At 58.1% G+C, this 16,831-nt stretch carries 17 protein-coding genes; 6 read left to right on the top strand and 11 right to left on the bottom strand.

Going from position 1 to position 16,831, the window contains the following annotated elements:
- Nucleotides 1-49 precede the first annotated feature (49 nt).
- The 5 genes from pyk to rplT all read left to right on the top strand — a co-directional run bounded on the left by pyk (nucleotide 50) and on the right by rplT (nucleotide 4,494).
- The gene (gene pyk / locus ACR0B7_RS20160) at nucleotides 50-1,495 is read left to right on the top strand and encodes a pyruvate kinase (RefSeq protein ID WP_170418219.1); all 1,446 of its coding nucleotides are present in this window, start codon (nucleotides 50-52) and stop codon (nucleotides 1,493-1,495) included.
- A gap of 234 nt (nucleotides 1,496-1,729) precedes the next feature.
- Nucleotides 1,730-2,167, top strand: a complete 438-nt coding sequence (locus ACR0B7_RS20155; protein ID WP_170486007.1) for a universal stress protein — start codon at nucleotides 1,730-1,732, stop codon at nucleotides 2,165-2,167.
- A gap of 14 nt (nucleotides 2,168-2,181) precedes the next feature.
- A complete protein-coding gene (locus ACR0B7_RS20150) occupies nucleotides 2,182-3,732 on the top strand; it encodes an alanine/glycine:cation symporter family protein (RefSeq protein WP_170486006.1) in 1,551 nt (516 codons plus the stop codon).
- A gap of 181 nt (nucleotides 3,733-3,913) precedes the next feature.
- Nucleotides 3,914-4,114, top strand: a complete 201-nt coding sequence (rpmI, locus tag ACR0B7_RS20145; RefSeq protein ID WP_010443552.1) for a 50S ribosomal protein L35 — start codon at nucleotides 3,914-3,916, stop codon at nucleotides 4,112-4,114.
- A 14-nt stretch (nucleotides 4,115-4,128) separates the two neighbouring features.
- Complete coding sequence (rplT, locus tag ACR0B7_RS20140) at nucleotides 4,129-4,494, top strand: 50S ribosomal protein L20 (RefSeq protein ID WP_152457001.1); 366 nt, start codon at nucleotides 4,129-4,131, stop codon at nucleotides 4,492-4,494.
- Nucleotides 4,495-4,580: 86 nt separating this feature from the next.
- On the opposite strand, the gene gntH is transcribed toward rplT, so the two are convergent.
- On the bottom strand, nucleotides 4,581-5,924 hold the full coding sequence (gene gntH, locus ACR0B7_RS20135) for a guanitoxin biosynthesis MBL fold metallo-hydrolase GntH (protein ID WP_170486005.1): 1,344 nt from the start codon (nucleotides 5,922-5,924) through the stop codon (nucleotides 4,581-4,583).
- A gap of 251 nt (nucleotides 5,925-6,175) precedes the next feature.
- Nucleotides 6,176-7,567, bottom strand: a complete 1,392-nt coding sequence (locus ACR0B7_RS20130) for an aminotransferase class III-fold pyridoxal phosphate-dependent enzyme (RefSeq protein ID WP_170486004.1) — start codon at nucleotides 7,565-7,567, stop codon at nucleotides 6,176-6,178.
- Between the two features lie 220 nt (nucleotides 7,568-7,787).
- On the opposite strand from ACR0B7_RS20130, the gene ACR0B7_RS20125 reads away from it, so the two are divergent.
- Entirely contained in the window at nucleotides 7,788-9,416 is a 1,629-nt protein-coding gene (locus ACR0B7_RS20125) for an acyl-CoA synthetase (RefSeq protein ID WP_170486003.1), read from the top strand.
- On the opposite strand, the gene ACR0B7_RS20120 is transcribed toward ACR0B7_RS20125, so the two are convergent.
- The 9 genes from ACR0B7_RS20120 to hmgA all read right to left on the bottom strand — a co-directional run bounded on the left by ACR0B7_RS20120 (nucleotide 9,413) and on the right by hmgA (nucleotide 16,803).
- Nucleotides 9,413-9,754, bottom strand: coding sequence for a DOPA 4,5-dioxygenase family protein (locus ACR0B7_RS20120; RefSeq protein ID WP_170486002.1), 342 nt, complete (start codon nucleotides 9,752-9,754; stop codon nucleotides 9,413-9,415). The genes ACR0B7_RS20125 and ACR0B7_RS20120 overlap by 4 nt on opposite strands.
- A gap of 87 nt (nucleotides 9,755-9,841) precedes the next feature.
- Nucleotides 9,842-10,480: a maleylacetoacetate isomerase gene (gene maiA / locus ACR0B7_RS20115; RefSeq protein ID WP_170570437.1), complete on the bottom strand. Its 639-nt coding sequence runs from the start codon at nucleotides 10,478-10,480 to the stop codon at nucleotides 9,842-9,844.
- Nucleotides 10,481-10,498: 18 nt separating this feature from the next.
- Entirely contained in the window at nucleotides 10,499-10,696 is a 198-nt protein-coding gene (locus ACR0B7_RS20110) for a DUF2783 domain-containing protein (protein WP_170388127.1), read from the bottom strand.
- Nucleotides 10,697-10,701: 5 nt separating this feature from the next.
- Entirely contained in the window at nucleotides 10,702-12,312 is a 1,611-nt protein-coding gene (locus ACR0B7_RS20105) for an FAD-dependent oxidoreductase (protein ID WP_170577023.1), read from the bottom strand.
- A 137-nt stretch (nucleotides 12,313-12,449) separates the two neighbouring features.
- Nucleotides 12,450-13,400: an MBL fold metallo-hydrolase gene (locus ACR0B7_RS20100; protein WP_170485999.1), complete on the bottom strand. Its 951-nt coding sequence runs from the start codon at nucleotides 13,398-13,400 to the stop codon at nucleotides 12,450-12,452.
- A gap of 3 nt (nucleotides 13,401-13,403) precedes the next feature.
- Nucleotides 13,404-13,940: a dihydrofolate reductase family protein gene (locus ACR0B7_RS20095; protein WP_170485998.1), complete on the bottom strand. Its 537-nt coding sequence runs from the start codon at nucleotides 13,938-13,940 to the stop codon at nucleotides 13,404-13,406.
- A gap of 3 nt (nucleotides 13,941-13,943) precedes the next feature.
- On the bottom strand, nucleotides 13,944-15,200 hold the full coding sequence (fahA, locus tag ACR0B7_RS20090; protein WP_170577022.1) for a fumarylacetoacetase: 1,257 nt from the start codon (nucleotides 15,198-15,200) through the stop codon (nucleotides 13,944-13,946).
- Between the two features lie 80 nt (nucleotides 15,201-15,280).
- Entirely contained in the window at nucleotides 15,281-15,448 is a 168-nt protein-coding gene (locus tag ACR0B7_RS20085; protein WP_170485996.1) for a hypothetical protein, read from the bottom strand.
- Nucleotides 15,448-16,803 carry a homogentisate 1,2-dioxygenase gene (hmgA, locus tag ACR0B7_RS20080; RefSeq protein ID WP_170485995.1) on the bottom strand — a complete coding sequence of 452 codons (1,356 nt, stop codon included), beginning with the start codon at nucleotides 16,801-16,803 and terminating at the stop codon, nucleotides 15,448-15,450. Before hmgA ends, ACR0B7_RS20085 begins: the two co-directional genes overlap by 1 nt.
- Between the last annotated feature and the right edge of the window lie 28 nt (nucleotides 16,804-16,831).

Here is a 16,831-nt window from a genome sequence, read left to right as displayed (position 1 = left end):
GCGGTAACAAATTCGCGAAACCAGAGAATACCTGAGGAGAGCAAGACCAATGCGACGCCTGAGAAATGTAAAAATCGTGGCGACGCTGGGACCGGCGTCCAATGACTATGACACCATCCGCGCCTTGCACGAGGCCGGGGCAGATGTGTTCCGCCTGAACATGAGCCACGGCAGCCACGACGAAATTCGCGAACGCCACCGTATTATCCGGCAGGTGGAAAAAGACCTCGACAGCCCGATTGCAATCCTTGCCGATCTTCAGGGGCCGAAACTGCGTGTGGGTGTCTTTGCCAATGATGCCGAAGAACTGGTCGAGGGCGCGTCTTTCCGACTGGATCTCGATTCCGAAGCCGGGGACGTCAACCGTGTTTGCCTGCCTCACCCCGAGATTTTCGCGGCGTTGGAACCAGGCGCGCGACTGTTGGTCAATGATGGCAAAATCCGCCTGATCGTTCAGGACTGTGGCCAGGACTACGCCAACTGCACAGTTGAGGTGGGCGGCACGATTTCCAACCGCAAGGGTGTAAACGTGCCGGACGTTGTGCTGCCGCTGGCAGCTCTGTCCGCCAAGGATCGCGACGATCTGGAATTTGTCTGTCAGTTGGGTGTCGATTGGCTGGCGCTGAGCTTTGTGCAGCGCGCCAAGGATGTGTTCGAGGCCCGCGCATTGGCCGATGGCCGTGCGTCGATCTTGTCCAAGATCGAAAAACCGGCGGCGGTTGAGGCATTTGACGACATTCTGGATGCGTCCGACGGGATCATGGTCGCGCGGGGCGATCTGGGCGTGGAACTGCCCGTGTCCGCTGTTCCGCCTATCCAGAAACGCCTTGTTCGGAAATGCCGTGGTGCAGCCAAGCCGGTGATTGTGGCGACGCAGATGTTGGAGAGCATGATCGAAAGCCCCATGCCGACCCGCGCCGAGGTCTCGGATGTGGCCACCGCCATCTACGAAGGCACGGACGCCATCATGCTCAGCGCTGAATCCGCCGCGGGGTCTTACCCGATCGAGGCTGTGCAGACGATGAACAAAGTCGCCATCGAGGTCGAAGCAGACCCGACCTATTCTCAAATCATTGCGTCGTCACGGTCGGCCAAAGGCACGTCTGTGGCAGACGGCATCGTTGCCGCCGCGCGTGAGATCGCCGAAAAAACGGAAATCAAGGCGATCTGCTGCTTTACGCAAAGCGGAACAACTGCCCTGCTGACAGCGCGCGAGCGTCCGGGTGTTCCGATCATCGCGTTGACACCGGCCACCGGTACGGCCCGCCGCCTGTGCCTGACCTGGGGATGCCATTGCGTGATGACGCCCGAGCTTGAACGGTTCAAAGGCGCAGTGGTGAATGCCGCCCGCGCCGCCCGCGCCGGTGGATTTGCCGCCGAAGCCGACCAGATCGTTGTCACCGCGGGTGTGCCCTTCAACGTGCCGGGTACGACCAACATCCTGCGCATCGCGCCCTGCGACGAGCGGTTGATTTACAACACCGACCCGGGTTGAGCTGTAGTGCATCAACTCTCGGACAGTGGTGATAGCTTAAAAAATAAGCACAAAAAGTACATATAAAACAATACAGTATCCAAATAGAGGGCGAATCCTAAAGATTCCCCTCTATTTTTCGGTGTTTTTCTTGGATACTGATCTGCATGGGCGGTCTACTCATTAAGTTCCAGGTTCCGGCTGCCCGGCCGGGGGCACGGGCCTCGGTATAATCAACAAAATCGGAGGAACGTCATGACAACCAAAATTGTCATTGGACTGGACGGGACAGAAACTGGAGAGCGCGCGATCGCCTTCGCCAAGGACTTGGCCGAACGGATCGGAACGTGTGAATTGCTAGTGGTTTATGTTATCGAATGGTCCCCTTTCACTTTCCAAACACCTGAAGAAAACGCGTTGCGACACAAGCGGCGCGAAGAAGAGGTCGAATTGGCGACGTCGCGGATCGTCAAGCCAGCTGTGGAAGCGCTGTCCGCTGCCGGGTTTTCGGCGCATGGTATCGTGCGTCACGGCGACGTGGCCGAGACCCTCAACGCGATTACGGTCGAAAACGGCGGGACGCAGATCATCGTAGGCCGCGCGTCGGCAGATGGGTTCAAGAAACGGCTGTTTGGCAGTTCGACGCAGAACCTTGTGATGCATGCCGATGTGCCTGTCACAGTAGTGAATTGAGAGGGGCGACGATTATGAACATGCCGAAACACTTGGGTCTGGCCTCGGCCGCCTCCTTCTTAGCAAGCCCTGCTCTGGCGCAAGAGGCGGTTGGACTGGACGAGAAAATCAACCAGGCTTTCGCCGATTTCACCGGGCCGTTTGTCAGCTTTATCTTCGCGCCCTTCCCGGGTACTGGGTTCCCCTGGATCGTGGGGTGGCTGGTCGTCGCGGCGACGGTTTTCACGCTGTATTTTGCCTTTGTGCAACTGCGGTTCTTTGGCCATTCGATCAGCTTGGTCAAAGGCGACTATTCCGATCCCAACGACGCGGGTGAGGTCAGTCACTTTCAGGCTCTGGCCACGGCCCTGTCCGGGACGGTTGGTCTTGGCAACATCGCTGGTGTGGCGGTGGCTGTCGGGATCGGTGGGCCGGGCGCCACATTCTGGATGATCGTCGCGGGCCTTCTGGGTATGGCGTCGAAATTCACCGAATGTACGCTGGGCGTCAAATACCGCAATGAGTACGAGGACGGTACGGTCTCGGGTGGTCCGATGTACTATATGTCCAAAGGCTTTGCCGAACTGGGTCTGCCCGGGGGCAAAATCCTTGCGGTTCTGTTCTCGATCTTTTGTATCCTTGGTGCGCTGGGCGGTGGCAACATGTTCCAGGCGAACCAGGCGCATCAGCAGATCGCGGGCATCGTTGGCGACTATCCGGGCTGGATCACCGGTCTGGTTTTTGCGGGCATCGTGTTCGCCGTGATCGTTGGTGGCCTGAAGTCCATCGCGCGTGTCACGGAAAAGGTCGTTCCGTTCATGGGTGTCATGTATGTATTGGCCGCGCTGGTCATCATCCTCATGCACGCAGATCAGATCGGTTGGGCCTTTGGCCAGATCTTCGCGGGTGCCTTTACTGGCCTTGGCGTTGCTGGCGGCATGGTCGGCGCGCTGATTCAGGGCTTCCGTCGTGCGGCGTTCTCGAACGAAGCGGGCGTTGGTTCTGCGGCGATTGCGCACTCGGCGGTGCGGACGAAAGAGCCGATCACCGAGGGCTTTGTATCCCTGCTCGAGCCGTTCATCGACACCGTCGTGATCTGTACCATGACCGCGCTGGTGATCATCATCACTCAGCAGTTGATCGTTGATCCAGAAACCGGCAACTACATGCTGAACGAGGCGGGCAATGCCATTGCCACGGTCGATGGAAACTCGGGCGTCAGCCTGACCTCGGCAGCCTTTGCCAGCGCCTTTGGGTGGTTCCCCTATGTGCTGGCCATCGCGGTGGTTCTGTTTGCCTTCTCGACCATGATCAGCTGGTCCTACTACGGCCTGAAAGCCTGGACCTACCTGTTTGGCGAAGGCCACACCAAAGAGCTGATCTTCAAGATCATCTTCTGCGTCTTCGTGGTGATCGGTGCGGCGGCCAACCTTGGCCCGGTCATCGACTTCTCGGATGCGGCGATCTTTGCGATGGCGGTTGTGAACGTCTTTGCGCTCTACTTCCTGATGAAAGTGGTGCGTGAGGAACTGGCCAGCTACGCAGCCCGACTGAAAAGCGGCGAGATCCGCAAGTTCGGCCACTAAACCACATCACCGGGGCGGCGCGTGTCGCCCCGGTGCCTGACCACCCTGCGAAAAGCGCAGATTCTGGTCAAAACCCCCTTGCCAGTATGATCGAACTTGCGTAAACGGCGCTTCTGATCGCGTGACCGGCCGGATGGCATGCCGAGTCGCGTTTTGTACCGAACCCCGAAAGGAGACGGAAATGCCTAAGATGAAGACCAAGTCGAGCGCCAAGAAGCGCTTTAAGGTGACTGCAACCGGTAAGGTTCTTGCTGGTCAGGCCGGTAAACGGCACGGCATGATCAAGCGGACCAAAAAGTTCATCCGCGATGCCCGTGGCAACACCACCCTGTCCGCCCCCGACGCCAAGATCGTCAAGGGCTACATGCCCTACGACCGCTAAGAGGAGATTAAGAGATGTCCCGCGTTAAAGGTGGAACCGTAACTCACGCCCGTCACAAGAAGGTCATCAAGGCCGCCAAAGGTTACTATGGCCGCCGCAAAAGCACCTTCAAAGTTGCTCGTCAGGCCGTCGACAAGGCCAACCAGTATGCAACCCGCGACCGTAAGAACCGCAAGCGCAACTTCCGCGCGCTGTGGATCCAGCGTATCAACGCTGCTGTCCGTTCGCATGACGAGGCTCTGACATATTCCCGCTTCATCAACGGCCTGAACCTGGCCGGTATTGAAGTGGACCGCAAAGTTCTGGCTGATCTGGCCGTGCACGAACCGGAAGCGTTCGGCGCGATCGTCGCCAAAGCTCAGGCTGCTCTGACGGCCTGATCCTCTTTCGAGAGACAGTGAATGAAAGGGTCGTTCCATCAGGAGCGACCCTTTTTCTTTGCGCGGGTAAGACTGTCAAAGCCGGTTCAGTCACCAGGATATGGGAAGTCGCGTCCCAAAGCCTCGCTAGCTTGTTCGTAGATCGGGCGCAGGGCATCGTCCACGTCCCACTTTCCACCTTCGATAAACTCCGAGAAGCCCACGGACTCCACTGGAATTCCCTGGTTCTCGGCGAAGGTTTGGCGGTCATTTTCACCGGGCGGGATCGGAGGCTCAGACAACGGCGGTGACCAGGTATGTTCTTCGGTAACGGCCATCCGTACAAGGATATCGTCTTTGGTGACGTTCCATACCATGAAGTCTTCAGCCAAACTCAGCGGTCCGTCATAGGTCGTGCGAATACGCTCCTCTACACCTCCGGCGGTGTCGAAATCGTTGAAGAAATGATAGGCAACGGCGATCCGTGGCTTGATTTCGGACATCACTTTCCCGAACGCTTCAGGCGCGGTGTGTATCTGCGTTCCGACTGCAAGCGCGGATTCGGGAGTGAAGCCTAGCTTTCCAACGATGTCAGGAACTGCGATGAAACACTCGTGGATCGCGATGTCAGCGTCCTTGGCATATTCGATAAACCACTTGTTGGGGTATGTGTCAGAGCTATAGACGAATTTCAGGCCGTTCCATTCCAGCGAAAAACTAACCGCACCGTCAATGCCGTGAATCGCAGGGAATGATCGGACGACGACTCCGTTCTCGTCATAGATCACTTGGTTTTCACCTTTGTAGTCAAATTCAGTGACATCCATCTGGTATCCACGGGGGTCGGTCGCCCCGACGCGTGCGCTCAGGTCCCATAGCAGCATATCTTTCATACTGTCCGTAGCGGCCTTTGTCCCAAGCTCTGGGACGGACCCGCTGGGTCCCCAAACGCGCAGCGGCCTGTTGCGGCCCATCAAGGCACCACCGATAAAGAGCTCGTGCAACGCGCCAAAATGGTCGGTGTGCAAGTGACCCACAAAGACCTTGTCGAGGTAATTGTAGGGAATTTGCAGCGACGAAATGCGCTCCGATGACCCCGAGCCGATGTCAAAAAAGAACTTGTCGCCATTTCCAAGCTCTACAAGAAAACATGCTGCGGCCTGTGCTGCGCGGGTCGTTGGCATCCCGGTTCCACACGCGATAACGCGCATCTCGTCAGGCTTCAGGTCTTCGGTGTTCGGATAATACGCATCGCGCGGACGATCACGCACAGCGACGGGCGAGATCTCTGGCTCTGCATCTTGTGCCAAGGCCATTCCGGGACTTAGAGCGTCGACCGCGCCCTGCAGAATAGCGCCCGGAGAAGAATCGTTTCGTTCGATCCACGTTCCGACAGTGACACCGACGCCTAGTAAAACAACGGTGGCTGTCCCTTTCACCAGACCTTTCATCTGCGATCCTCCCTAAACAAAAAACTTTGGCGAAGACGTTTGCGCTATTAAAGAAAATACATATGCAAGCATCCGATAAAGAGAATGTAACATAGCTTCAGGAAAACTTCGACTTTAAGATCAACCTTGTTTGATGGCTTGGTTTGCCATCTGTGCAATGGGGATTGAGCGCAAAAAAACCGGCGCAAAACATGCGCCGGTTTCGGTCAATTCGCTTGCCTGATCTAGGCTATGAAAATCACCGGTTGCCTTTAGCCGAACACACGCCCCAACGCGCCATCAACCGCATCCGTGATCTGGTCAATATCATCCGCCGTCGCGATCAGCGCGGGCGAGAAGCACAGCGTGTTGTTCTTGCCGGGAACCGAGCGGTTGGTCACGCCGATGATCACGCCCTGCGCCATGCAGTCGGCCACAACAGCTTGGGCCAGTTTCTCGTCTACCGGCTCGCGCGTCGAACGGTCGGACACAAGCTCGGCCCCAAGGAACAAGCCCTTGCCGCGCACGTCGCCGATGACTTTGTGTTTTTCCATCAGCTCCTGCAGGTTGCCCATCATGCGATTGCCCATCTCGGTGCAATTCCCCAGCAAGTTTTCATCCTCGATGATGCGCATGTTCTCGATCGCAGCCGCAGGGCCAGCGGTGCAGCCGCCAAATGTTGAGATATCGCGGAAATAGTTCATCGGGTCGTCAGCATTGTCCTTGAACAGGTCAAAGACTTCTTCGGTCGTTACCATGCAAGCAATGGCGGCATAGCCCGAGGCGACCCCCTTTGCCATGGTCACAAAATCGGGTTTCACCCCATATTGCTGATACCCGAACCATGTTCCTGTGCGCCCGACGCCGCAGACAACCTCATCAATGTGCAGAAGGATGTCGTATTTCTTGCAGATTTCCTGCACACGTTGCCAGTAGCCCTCGGGCGCTTCGATCACGCCGCCGCCTGCGGTCAAGGGTTCAAGGCACAACGCGCCCACGGTATCTGGACCTTCGCGCAGAATGACCGCTTCGATCTGGTCGGCTGCCCATTCGCCGAAATTCTCGTCAGGGGCACCGTCCAGTTCGTGCTTGCGGTATTCCATGCAGTGCGGCACGCGCACGAAATCGGGGGCGAAGGGACCATATTGCGCATTGCGCTCGTCCTGTCCTCCGGCAGACATCGCCGCCAGGGTCGAGCCGTGATAGTCGCGGTCGCGATACAGGATCTTGGTCTTTTTGCCGCCGTATTTCTTATGGGCGATCTGCCGGACCATCTTGAAGGCTTTCTCATTCGCCTCGCTGCCAGAGTTGGTGTAGTAGACGCGGCTCATCCCTGGCATCTTGCTGATCAGTTTCTCGGCGAAAATCGACCCCGGAATTGACCCGGCAGAGTTGGCAAAATAGCACAGTTTCATCAACTGGTCGTACACGGCCTTACAGATCGATTCGCGGCCATAGCCCACATTCACCGTCCAGACCCCGCCCGAGACGGCATCCAGATGTTCTTTACCCTTCTGGTCCCAGACACGCATGCCCTTGCCTTCGACAATGATGCGCGGATCGTTGGTTTCAAAGGGTTTATGCTGGATCAGGTGGTGCCAGATATGGGCGCGATCAGCCTCGACCACGCGGGAAAGATCATTTTCGTTGAACGTGCCGTCCATGACATGCCCTTTCAGATTTTTTGGGTGCGCAGGATGCCGGGATAAAGTTCCGGCCCTTGTGATTTCGATGGCTCAGATCACCGCGAAAGCCCATCGGTAGATAGGGCCAGATTGCATCATCCCATATTGCCAGTCTAGTCCTGCGGCGTATTTCTACGGGTTTGTCAGCCGGGCAACTTTGTGATCAAGTCGCGCGATCAGACAAAGGGAGGGTAAACCGATGACCGCAGCCAACATTTATGAACGTCATCTGGATAGATGCCGCGCGAACCATACGCCGTTGTCACCGCTCAGTTTCATCGAGCGGACGGCGCAGGTTTACCCGGACTACCCGTCCGTTGTGTACGGTGAGCGCCGTTATACATGGGTCGAAACCTATGCCCGGTGTCGTCGTTTGGCGGGGGCACTTGCTGCGCGCGGCATTGGAAAAGGCGACACGGTTTCGATCATCGCCGCCAACATCCCCGAGATGTACGAGGCGCATTTTGGTGTCCCGATGACTGGCGCGGTGTTGAACGCGATCAACACTCGGCTGGATGCGCCGATCATCGCCTTCATCCTGAACCATGCGGAATCCAAAGTGCTATTGGTCGACCCAGAGTTCTCGGGGGCAGTGAAAGAGGCACTGAAACAGGTCGATCACGATCTGTTGGTTGTGGATATCGAAGACGCCAGTTTTGAAGGGGGCGAAAAACTGGGCACGCTGACCTATGACGCCCTGCTGGACGATGGTGCCCCCGATTTCGCCTGGTCTTTGCCCGATGACGAATGGGATGCGATTACTCTGAACTACACCTCGGGCACCACAGGCAATCCAAAGGGCGTCGTGTATCACCACCGGGGCGCGGCACTGAATGCCCAGTCGGACCTGCTGGATTGGGACATGCCCAAGCATTCGACCTATTTGTGGACCCTGCCGATGTTCCACTGCAATGGCTGGTGCTTCCCTTGGGCGATGGCGGCAAATGCGGGCGTTTCGGTCTGCCTGCGTGCCGTGCGGGCAGAGCCGATTTATGCCGCCTTCCGCGATGAAAAAGTCACCCATTTCTGTGGCGCACCCATCGTGCTGAACATGCTGGCCAATGCGCCCGACCACCTCAAGGATTTCGATCACCAGATCAAGGTGATGACCGCAGGTGCCCCGCCGCCGGCCGCCGTGATCGCCAATATGGAGGGGATGGGGATCGAGGTCACACATGTCTACGGCCTGACAGAAACCTATGGCCCATCGGTCGTCTGTGCGTGGAAGGACGAATGGAACGACAAACCCTCTGATGAGCGTGCGGCGCTGAAGGTCCGGCAGGGCGTGCGTTATACCGCTCTGTCGGGGTTGATGGTGGCCGACCCCGAAACGCTGGAACCGGTGCCCGCTGATGGTGAGACGATGGGCGAGATATTCATGCAGGGCAATGTGGTGATGAAAGGGTATCTCAAGAACCCGGATGCCACGGACAAGGCGTTCAAGGGCGGGTGGTTCGCCTCTGGCGACCTGGGGGTCATGCACCCGGACGGCTATGTCGCCCTGAAGGATCGGTCAAAGGACATCATCATCTCGGGCGGCGAGAACATCTCATCGGTCGAGGTGGAGGATATCCTTTATAAACACCCCGCCGTGATGGAGGCCGCAGTCGTCGCCCGCCCGGATGAAAAATGGGGCGAAACCCCCTGCGCCTTTGTCGAATTGAAACCCGATGCGCAGGCGACTGAGGCCGAGATTATTGCCTTTTGCCGAGATAACATGGCGCATTTCAAGGCACCCAAGACCGTAGTGTTCGGACCCTTGCCCAAAACATCAACCGGCAAGATTCAGAAGTTCAAATTGCGCGATCATGCAAAGGCGCTTGGCTAACGTGCCATCTTGTCAAAGATAGACAGGTCCAGCTCAAGCATCTCGCCCATCCAGATGGCGCGGTCCCGGTGATCCTCAAGATGCTGGCCGGTTTCGGGGTGGGTGAAGATGGTCAACCCGCTCCGGTTCAGCATCAGCCACGGAATGACCTGATCAAAGGCGTCTGCGGCGAAGGCCAGCTGGCAACTCCAGCGCGGGTGGGGGCCGACATTCCGCGCGTGCATCCGCCCCATTGCAGCCGGGAAAAGCCGGGCGGCTTCTTCACAGACCTGCTTGGCGGTCTCTTGCGTGTCGGCATCGAAATAGACATGGGCGTGATAGCCGGTGATCTCGGGCACTTGCGCCTCCTTCTTCCGTTTCAAAGAAGGTAGGCAAACACGGTGCCAATTCCTATTTGCGCGGACACACAGACTCTGTGCAGCGTATCAGGAAGGTGCGTACTGATCGGGGTGGGCTGCGGCGAATGCCGGGTGTCTTGCGCAGGCTGCCTCGACGCTCAGAATGCGCGGCAAACCAGTCAGATCGACTTCCCAGCGGCGCGCGTTGTACATCTGAGGCATCAGGCACAGATCGGCCAGCCCCGGCTGCGCACCAGTGCAATAGGGGGTCTGCTGGAAATCACCCAGCAGGGATTCAAAAGCCAGCAGGCCCGGGCGGATGAAATGGCGCATCCAGTCGCCGGGCATCTCTTGCGAGCTACCGCTTAACTCGGTGGCGTGACGGGCAACCGACAAGTTGCAGACCGGGTGCAGGTCCACGGCGATAGAGTGCGCCAAGGCCATAGCTTTGGCCCGTACCGCTGCTTCACCCGGCAAAAACCCCAGCCCCCTAGTCTGATCCAGATAATCCATGATCGCCATGGATTGCGTCAGCCGAAGCCCGTCTATTTCAAGGACAGGAACCAATCCCTGCGGGTTGCGGGCCAGATGCGTGTTGGACCTGTGCTCGCCCGCTACCAGATCGATCGAAACCGCCTGAAATGCTATTCCGGCAAGATGCAGCGCGATCCGCACGCGGTAGCTGGCCGAAGATCGCCAGTAGTCGTACAGCACCACGCCGCTCATCCGTGCCTCCTGCGTTTGTCAGTTGCCTTGCAGCTTGGCTGCTTTCAATGCTTGTGACAACACATCCGCATCGCCGATGTGATTTGCCAGCAGTAAGACCAACCGCGCGTTAAACGCATCGCAGTCGGCTTTGTCCAAGCCCTCATGGGCGGCCAGCAACCCGGCGTAGAAGTCGTCGGCGCTGTCCAGATTAGGGGTGAGGATCAGATCGGTCATCTCGATTACTCCTTACCGGTTGCGCGGCGGATGGCCTGCCGGAACGCGTTTTCTTCAAAATTGTCACGACGGGCGGCCACGTGCTGATCCGGTCGGATCAGATAGACTGCGCTGGTCGCGTCGCCCAGATACCGGCGTTTCAACTCCAGCGTCAGATCGTCTTTGACCGAAAGCGCCAACCGCGTCGCTTCGACCCCGCCTTCCTCGAGGCTGTCGGGCGCATCCGCGTCGATCGTCAGAAGGGTGAACTTATCTGCCAGTTTGGGCAGAAGAAATTCGTCGCCCAGCGGCGCGTCCGGACAGGCCGAGCCGGGTCTGGTGATGTCCGGTCCGTTCAGCGCATCAGCCGAGTTCAGGGAAGACCCTTCATACATGCAGGGTGTACTCAACCGTCCGGAATTTACCAGTGGACGGGCAAATTCATAGTGCTCGCTAAGATCCAGAACCGCATCGCGCAACAGGCGCGACATCTCGGACTTGGGTGTGATGAAATCGGTCGAGCGCGTGGACATGCTGATGTTCTCATCTGCCGCTTGCACACGTTCGCGGCTGTAGCTGTCCAGCAGCAATTCCGGGGCTTGCCCGTCGATCACCAGTTTCAGTTTCCAGCACAGGTTGTCCGTGTCCTGAATGCCGGAATTGGCACCACGGGCACCAAATGGGCTGACCTGATGGGCGCTGTCCCCGGCAAAGAGGACGCGACCGTACCGAAAGCGCTCCATCCGGCGGCATTGGAAGGTGTAGATGGACACCCATTCCAGATCGAATACGACATCTTCGCCCAACATGGCCTTGAGGCGCGGGATCACGTTTTCGGGCCTTTTTTCGCGTTCTTTGTCGATATCCCAACCTAATTGCAGGTCAATGCGCCAGACATTGTCGGGCTGTTTGTGCAGCAGGGCGGATTGGCCCCGGTTGAAGGGGGGGTCAAACCAGAACCAACGTTCCGAGGGAAAATCGGCCTCCATCACCACGTCGGCGATCAGGAAGTTGTCCTCGAACACGCGACCGTCGAAATCCAGCCCCAACATCCGGCGGGTTGGAGAATGTGCGCCGTCACAAGCGATCAGCCAGTCGGCTTCGACGTTATAAGGACCTTCGGGAGTTTCGACTTCAAGCTTTACGTGGTCGTCATGGGTGCCGATGGCCTCGACTTTGTTTCGTCCACGGATTTCGATCGGAGCGCCATCCGCCTGAAGTGCCCGCACCCGATCGACCAAGATCCTCTCAAGGTGATATTGTTGCAGGTTGATGAAGGCGGGGTTGGCATAGCCCTTTTCAGGTTGAAGATTGAACTCGTAAACCTTGCGGTTGTCGAAGAAAACTTTACCCGCGTCCCACTGGACGCCTGTCTCGACCATGGGAAGGCCGCTACCTAACCGATCTGCGATGTCCAGTGTGCGTTGAGAAAAGCAAATCGCGCGGCTGCCAAAGCTGACCTTGTCGTTTTCATCCAGCACTACGACCTCGACCCCACGTTGGGCTAGGTCAATCGCGGCCGCCAGACCCACTGGCCCGGCACCGATGACAATCACCTTGTGACGCACCGGAGTGGCAGCATCCTGATCCGGGCTACGGTCATACGCGTAAAGCGGCGTTTCAAAAATCTTGTTCATGGGTTCTCTCCCCGATGCTTTGGCTCCCTGCGACGCAAGTCCTTGGCCTCTGGGCTGGCCAACCCAGTGGTCTTTCCCAATGGTTTCACTGATTTTTCCCGCGCAAAACGATCTGGATCAAATGCGACGCTATGTCCCTAACCTTGCAACGCTTCCCACATCTCAAGATCGCGCTGCGCGGTCCAGATGCGCGGGGTGTCGATGCCGCGCGCCTCGTCATAAGCGCGGGCGACGTTGAACGGCAGGCAGTGTTCGTAGATCGCGTAGTCCGAGAATTTGGGATCGCACTCGGCGCGAACGGCATCCCACGCGTCTTTCAAGGAACCACCGCGCGCGGCAACTCTGGCTGCCGGGCGATAGGTGCTGTCCACAAAGTCGCGTGTGTTCTCGATGGCAGCATTCACCATGCTTTTGCCTACCAGAGCGTCTCCGCGACCCGGCGCAATCGCATCAACATCGAACCATTTGATTTCATCCAGCGTGTCGCCCCAGTCGCCGAAATGCCCGTCGCCGCAGTAGCAGGCCGAGTGATATTCGACGATATCACCGGTAAACATCACGTTCTGATCGGGCACGTGGATCACGATGTCGCCCGCCGTATGCGCGCGGCCCAGATGCATCAGATCAACCCGGCGGTTGCCCAGATAGACGGTCATCGTGTCGCTGAAGGTGGTGGTAGGCCATGTCAGACCGGGGATGCTTTCGTGCCCCTCGAACAGGCGGGGGAAACGCTGGAATTCGCTGTCCCAGTCCTCTTGCCCACGCTCCACGACCATCGCGCGGGCCATGTCGGACATGATGATCTGTTGAGCACCGAAGGCCCTGGCACCCAGCACCCTGACCGCGTGATAGTGGGTCAGTGCGACATGGGTGATGGGTTTGTCCGTGACCGAGCGCACGCATTCGATGACCTTGTTCGCCAGACGCGGCGTCGCCTGCGCCTCGACAATCATGACACTGTCGTCGCCGATGATGACGCCGGAGTTCGGATCACCTTCGGCGGTGAAGGCATACAAACCTTCGCCGACCTCGGTAAACGAGATTTTCTTTTCCGACATGTCCCCTTGGGACGCGAAAGCTTTGGTCATCGTTCAACCTTTTACACTGTAGTCGATTTGCAGAATGCCGCCCGGCTGTTTCGAGACTTCCATGAGCGTCAGATTGTGCTGTTTGCCGGGGGCAAAACAGGGCAATCCCTGACCAAGCAGGGTTGGCATGATGAAGATACGAAGCGTATCGAACATGCCTGCGTCAATCGCTGCGCGTTGCGTTTTGCCGCCGCCAAGAATCCAGACTCTTTTGTGCCCGGCTTTCAAAATGGCAGTTTCCAGGGACTCGATGCTGCCCGAAGCGGCGATATGTTCGCCATTGAGCTTCTTTTGCCGGGTCATCACATAAGCTGGCCGTTCGCCATATGGCCAACCCCAACCAAGAACCTGATCATATGTGGCGCGGCCCATGATCAGGGCGTCAATGGATGCGATAAATTCCCCATAGCCCCCGTCACCCCCGTCCGAGGATAAGGCTTCGTTGAACGGGTTCAGCCAGTCCACACTGCCATCGGTATCAGCGATGAACCCGTCCAGGCTCATCGCGATATATCCGACATATGTGGGGTTCGCCGTCACGGGTTAGCGCCCGTAAGGGTCTTGCAGTGCAGGTAAAACCGTACCCACGCAGTCACCAAACCCGATTGTATACCCTTCGCCCTTGGCCTCACCGGTCAGGGTCAGGGTGTCGCCGTCCTCGATGAAGGTGCGGGTTTCGCCCGTGTCCAGCACAAGCGGTTCTTTCCCTCCCCAGCTCAACTCCAGAAGCGAGCCGCGCTCGGGCTTTGTTGGCCCTGAGATCGTGCCCGACCCCAACAAATCGCCAGTGTTCATTGGGCAGCCCGAAGTCGAATGGTGGGCCAGTTGCTGCGCCGAGGAATAGTACATCTCTTTGTAATTCGTTCTGGCGATTGTTGAGGCGGGCTTCCCCTCGGGTGCCATCGTTACCGACAGATCAATGTCATACAACATCGGGCCGCAGTCTTTCAGGTGATCCAGCAGCTCGAATTCTCGCGCGGGGGTCTCGCACCGGAACGGCTCCAGCGCCGCCTTGGTGACGATCCACGGGCTGATCGAAGTAGCCGTAGCCTTGGCTTGAAACGGCCCAAGAGGCTGGTATTCCCACGCTTGAATATCGCGCGCGGACCAGTCGTTCAGCAGGACATAGCCAAAGATGTTATTGTCGGCTTCCTGCACCGTGATCGGCCCGTCCGAAGGCGTGCCAACAAGCGCGCCCATTTCCAGCTCGATGTCGAAGCGGCGGCTGGGCAGAAAGGCCGGGCGGTCGTGGTCGGGCGATTTCAACTGACCCCAAGGGCGGCGGATGTCGGTGCCGGAAACCACCACCGAAGACGCGCGGCCGTTATAGCCAATCGGAATGTGCAACCAGTTCGGCGGCAGCGCGTTTTCAGGGCCACGGAACATGGTGCCGACATTCTGCGCGTGATGCCGTCCGGCATAGAAATCGGTGTATTCGCTGACGGCGACGGGCATATGCATTTCGGCGTCGCTTTGAGCGACCAGAAGGTGTTCAATGTCGGGCCGTGCCTCGCTGCCCTCGGCCAGAAGGTCTGTTAGCCGGTCTCGCAACGCGGCCCAGACCGCCGGGCCTTGTTCCATCAGCGGGTTCCAGAAGGGCAGGTCGAACAGCGGCTCGTCCGCCAACTGGATCAATCCTTCGGCTTCTGCGGCTGTGACATCAAAGATCATGTCTCCGATCGCCACTCCGCAGCGCGGTTCATCGCCGTCGGTCGAGAACACGCCATAAGGCAGGTTGTTCAGCGGAAAAGGGTGGTGGGCGTAATTGGCCGAGGCCACCCAGGATGTCATTAGAGGCATCTTTGATCCTTGTCGTCTTTGTCGTCTTTGAGGATGTGGCGCTGGGAAATGGTGTACCACATGTTCCTGATTTCCATCTTTCAGTCGCCGCTGGGATTGGTCCCGCCGGAAGAACCCTCTTGGCGATGGCCGGGCATTGGGTTGTGCCTGTAGTGGTCGCGCTTTCCGTTCCAGCGTCCGCGCAATGCCCAAATCGACAACCCGAAAATGCCTGAGAACACGGCTATGACTATGTATCCTCCATCCATCACTTTTTCCCCGGCGTACCGTCGAACTTTTTCTCAAGAGAGGTCCAGCAGTCAATGTAGTCATCCTGCAACGGGGCTTCATTTGCTGCGAATGGGGTTAGATGCTGAGGGAACCGGGTTTCAAACATGAAGGACATGGTGTTGTCCAGCTTGTCCGGCCCAAGGTTGGAATTCGACGCCTTGTCGAACGCCTCGCGGTCTGGTCCGTGAGGCAGCATCATGTTGTGCAGGCTCATGCCGCCGGGAACAAAGCCCTGCGGTTTGGCGTCGTACTGGCCGTAGATGTTGCCCATCAGCTCGGACATGATGTTCTTGTGGTACCACGGCGGGCGGAACGTGTCCTCGGCCACCATCCAGCGCTCGCGGAACAGGACAAAGTCGATATTGGCCGTGCCGGGCTGACCTGACGGGGCCGTCAGTACGGTAAAGATCGACGGATCGGGGTGGTCGAACAGGATTGCTCCGACTGGGCAATACGTGCGCAGGTCATATTTGTAAGGCACGTAGTTGCCATGCCAAGCGACCACGTCCAGCGGGCTTTGACCGATCTGCGTTGTGTGGAACTGTCCGCACCATTTGACGGTGACGGTCGAGGGAACCTCTCGGTCCTCAAAAGCTGCGACGGGGGCCTTGAAGTCGCGCGGATTGGCCATGCAGTTGGCGCCGATTGGACCGCGCCCGGGCAATTCAAACTTTTGCCCGTAGTTTTCGCAGACAAACCCACGCGCGGGCCCTTCCAGAACCTCAACCCGGTACAGCAAGCCACGCGGGATGATGGCGATCTCTTTCGGCTCTAGGTCGATGATCCCCAATTCGGTCGCAAAGCGCAGGCGGCCTTCCTGCGGCACCACCAGAAGCTCGGAATCGGCTGAGAAAAAGTAGTCATCCACCATGGATTCGGTGACCAGATAGATATGGCTGGCCATGCCCACCTGCGTGTTCACGTCGCCAGCCGAGGTCATGGTGCGCATCCCGGTCAGCCACGTCAGCCCTTCGTCTGAATGGGCAACCGCGTCCCAGCGGTACTGGCCCAGACTGATCACATCAGGATCGACGTAAGGTGCGGATTTCCAATAGGGCAGGTCGATCTTTTCGTAGCGATGCGAATGTTTCACCGAAGGCCGGATACGATAGCACCACGTCCTCTCGGGTGGATTGGCTGTAAAGGCGGTGCCGCTGAGTTGCTCGCCATACAGCCCGTAGTTACAGCGCTGCGGACTGTTCATCCCTTGGGGCAAAGCGCCGGGCAGAGCCTCGGTCTCAAAGTCATTGCCAAAGCCGGGCATGTAGCCTTCGTGCGTCCCCACCGGGCTGCTGGCTTGTGTCAGGCTGTGCGGATCCGTCGGACGATTCATCCCGTGTTCCTCCATTTGCTGCTTGTCC

Source organism: Ruegeria sp. BB6 (genome assembly GCF_056539385.1).
The sequence above is the reverse complement of the archived record's forward strand: the minus strand, read 5'-3'. Positions and strand labels throughout refer to the sequence as shown.

Coding starts and splice junctions, on each gene's coding strand:
- fahA (WP_170577022.1), bottom strand. CDS start 15,200: ATGCCTCTAATGACATCCTGGGTGGCCTCGGCCAATTACGCCCACCAC.
- rpmI (WP_010443552.1), top strand. CDS start 3,914: ATGCCTAAGATGAAGACCAAGTCGAGCGCCAAGAAGCGCTTTAAGGTG.
- ACR0B7_RS20150 (WP_170486006.1), top strand. CDS start 2,182: ATGAACATGCCGAAACACTTGGGTCTGGCCTCGGCCGCCTCCTTCTTA.
- ACR0B7_RS20110 (WP_170388127.1), bottom strand. CDS start 10,696: ATGACCGATCTGATCCTCACCCCTAATCTGGACAGCGCCGACGACTTC.
- ACR0B7_RS20125 (WP_170486003.1), top strand. CDS start 7,788: ATGACCGCAGCCAACATTTATGAACGTCATCTGGATAGATGCCGCGCG.
- maiA (WP_170570437.1), bottom strand. CDS start 10,480: ATGAGCGGCGTGGTGCTGTACGACTACTGGCGATCTTCGGCCAGCTAC.
- ACR0B7_RS20155 (WP_170486007.1), top strand. CDS start 1,730: ATGACAACCAAAATTGTCATTGGACTGGACGGGACAGAAACTGGAGAG.
- gntH (WP_170486005.1), bottom strand. CDS start 5,924: ATGAAAGGTCTGGTGAAAGGGACAGCCACCGTTGTTTTACTAGGCGTC.
- pyk (WP_170418219.1), top strand. CDS start 50: ATGCGACGCCTGAGAAATGTAAAAATCGTGGCGACGCTGGGACCGGCG.
- ACR0B7_RS20100 (WP_170485999.1), bottom strand. CDS start 13,400: ATGACCAAAGCTTTCGCGTCCCAAGGGGACATGTCGGAAAAGAAAATC.
- ACR0B7_RS20085 (WP_170485996.1), bottom strand. CDS start 15,448: ATGGATGGAGGATACATAGTCATAGCCGTGTTCTCAGGCATTTTCGGG.
- ACR0B7_RS20130 (WP_170486004.1), bottom strand. CDS start 7,567: ATGGACGGCACGTTCAACGAAAATGATCTTTCCCGCGTGGTCGAGGCT.
- ACR0B7_RS20105 (WP_170577023.1), bottom strand. CDS start 12,312: ATGAACAAGATTTTTGAAACGCCGCTTTACGCGTATGACCGTAGCCCG.
- rplT (WP_152457001.1), top strand. CDS start 4,129: ATGTCCCGCGTTAAAGGTGGAACCGTAACTCACGCCCGTCACAAGAAG.
- hmgA (WP_170485995.1), bottom strand. CDS start 16,803: ATGAATCGTCCGACGGATCCGCACAGCCTGACACAAGCCAGCAGCCCG.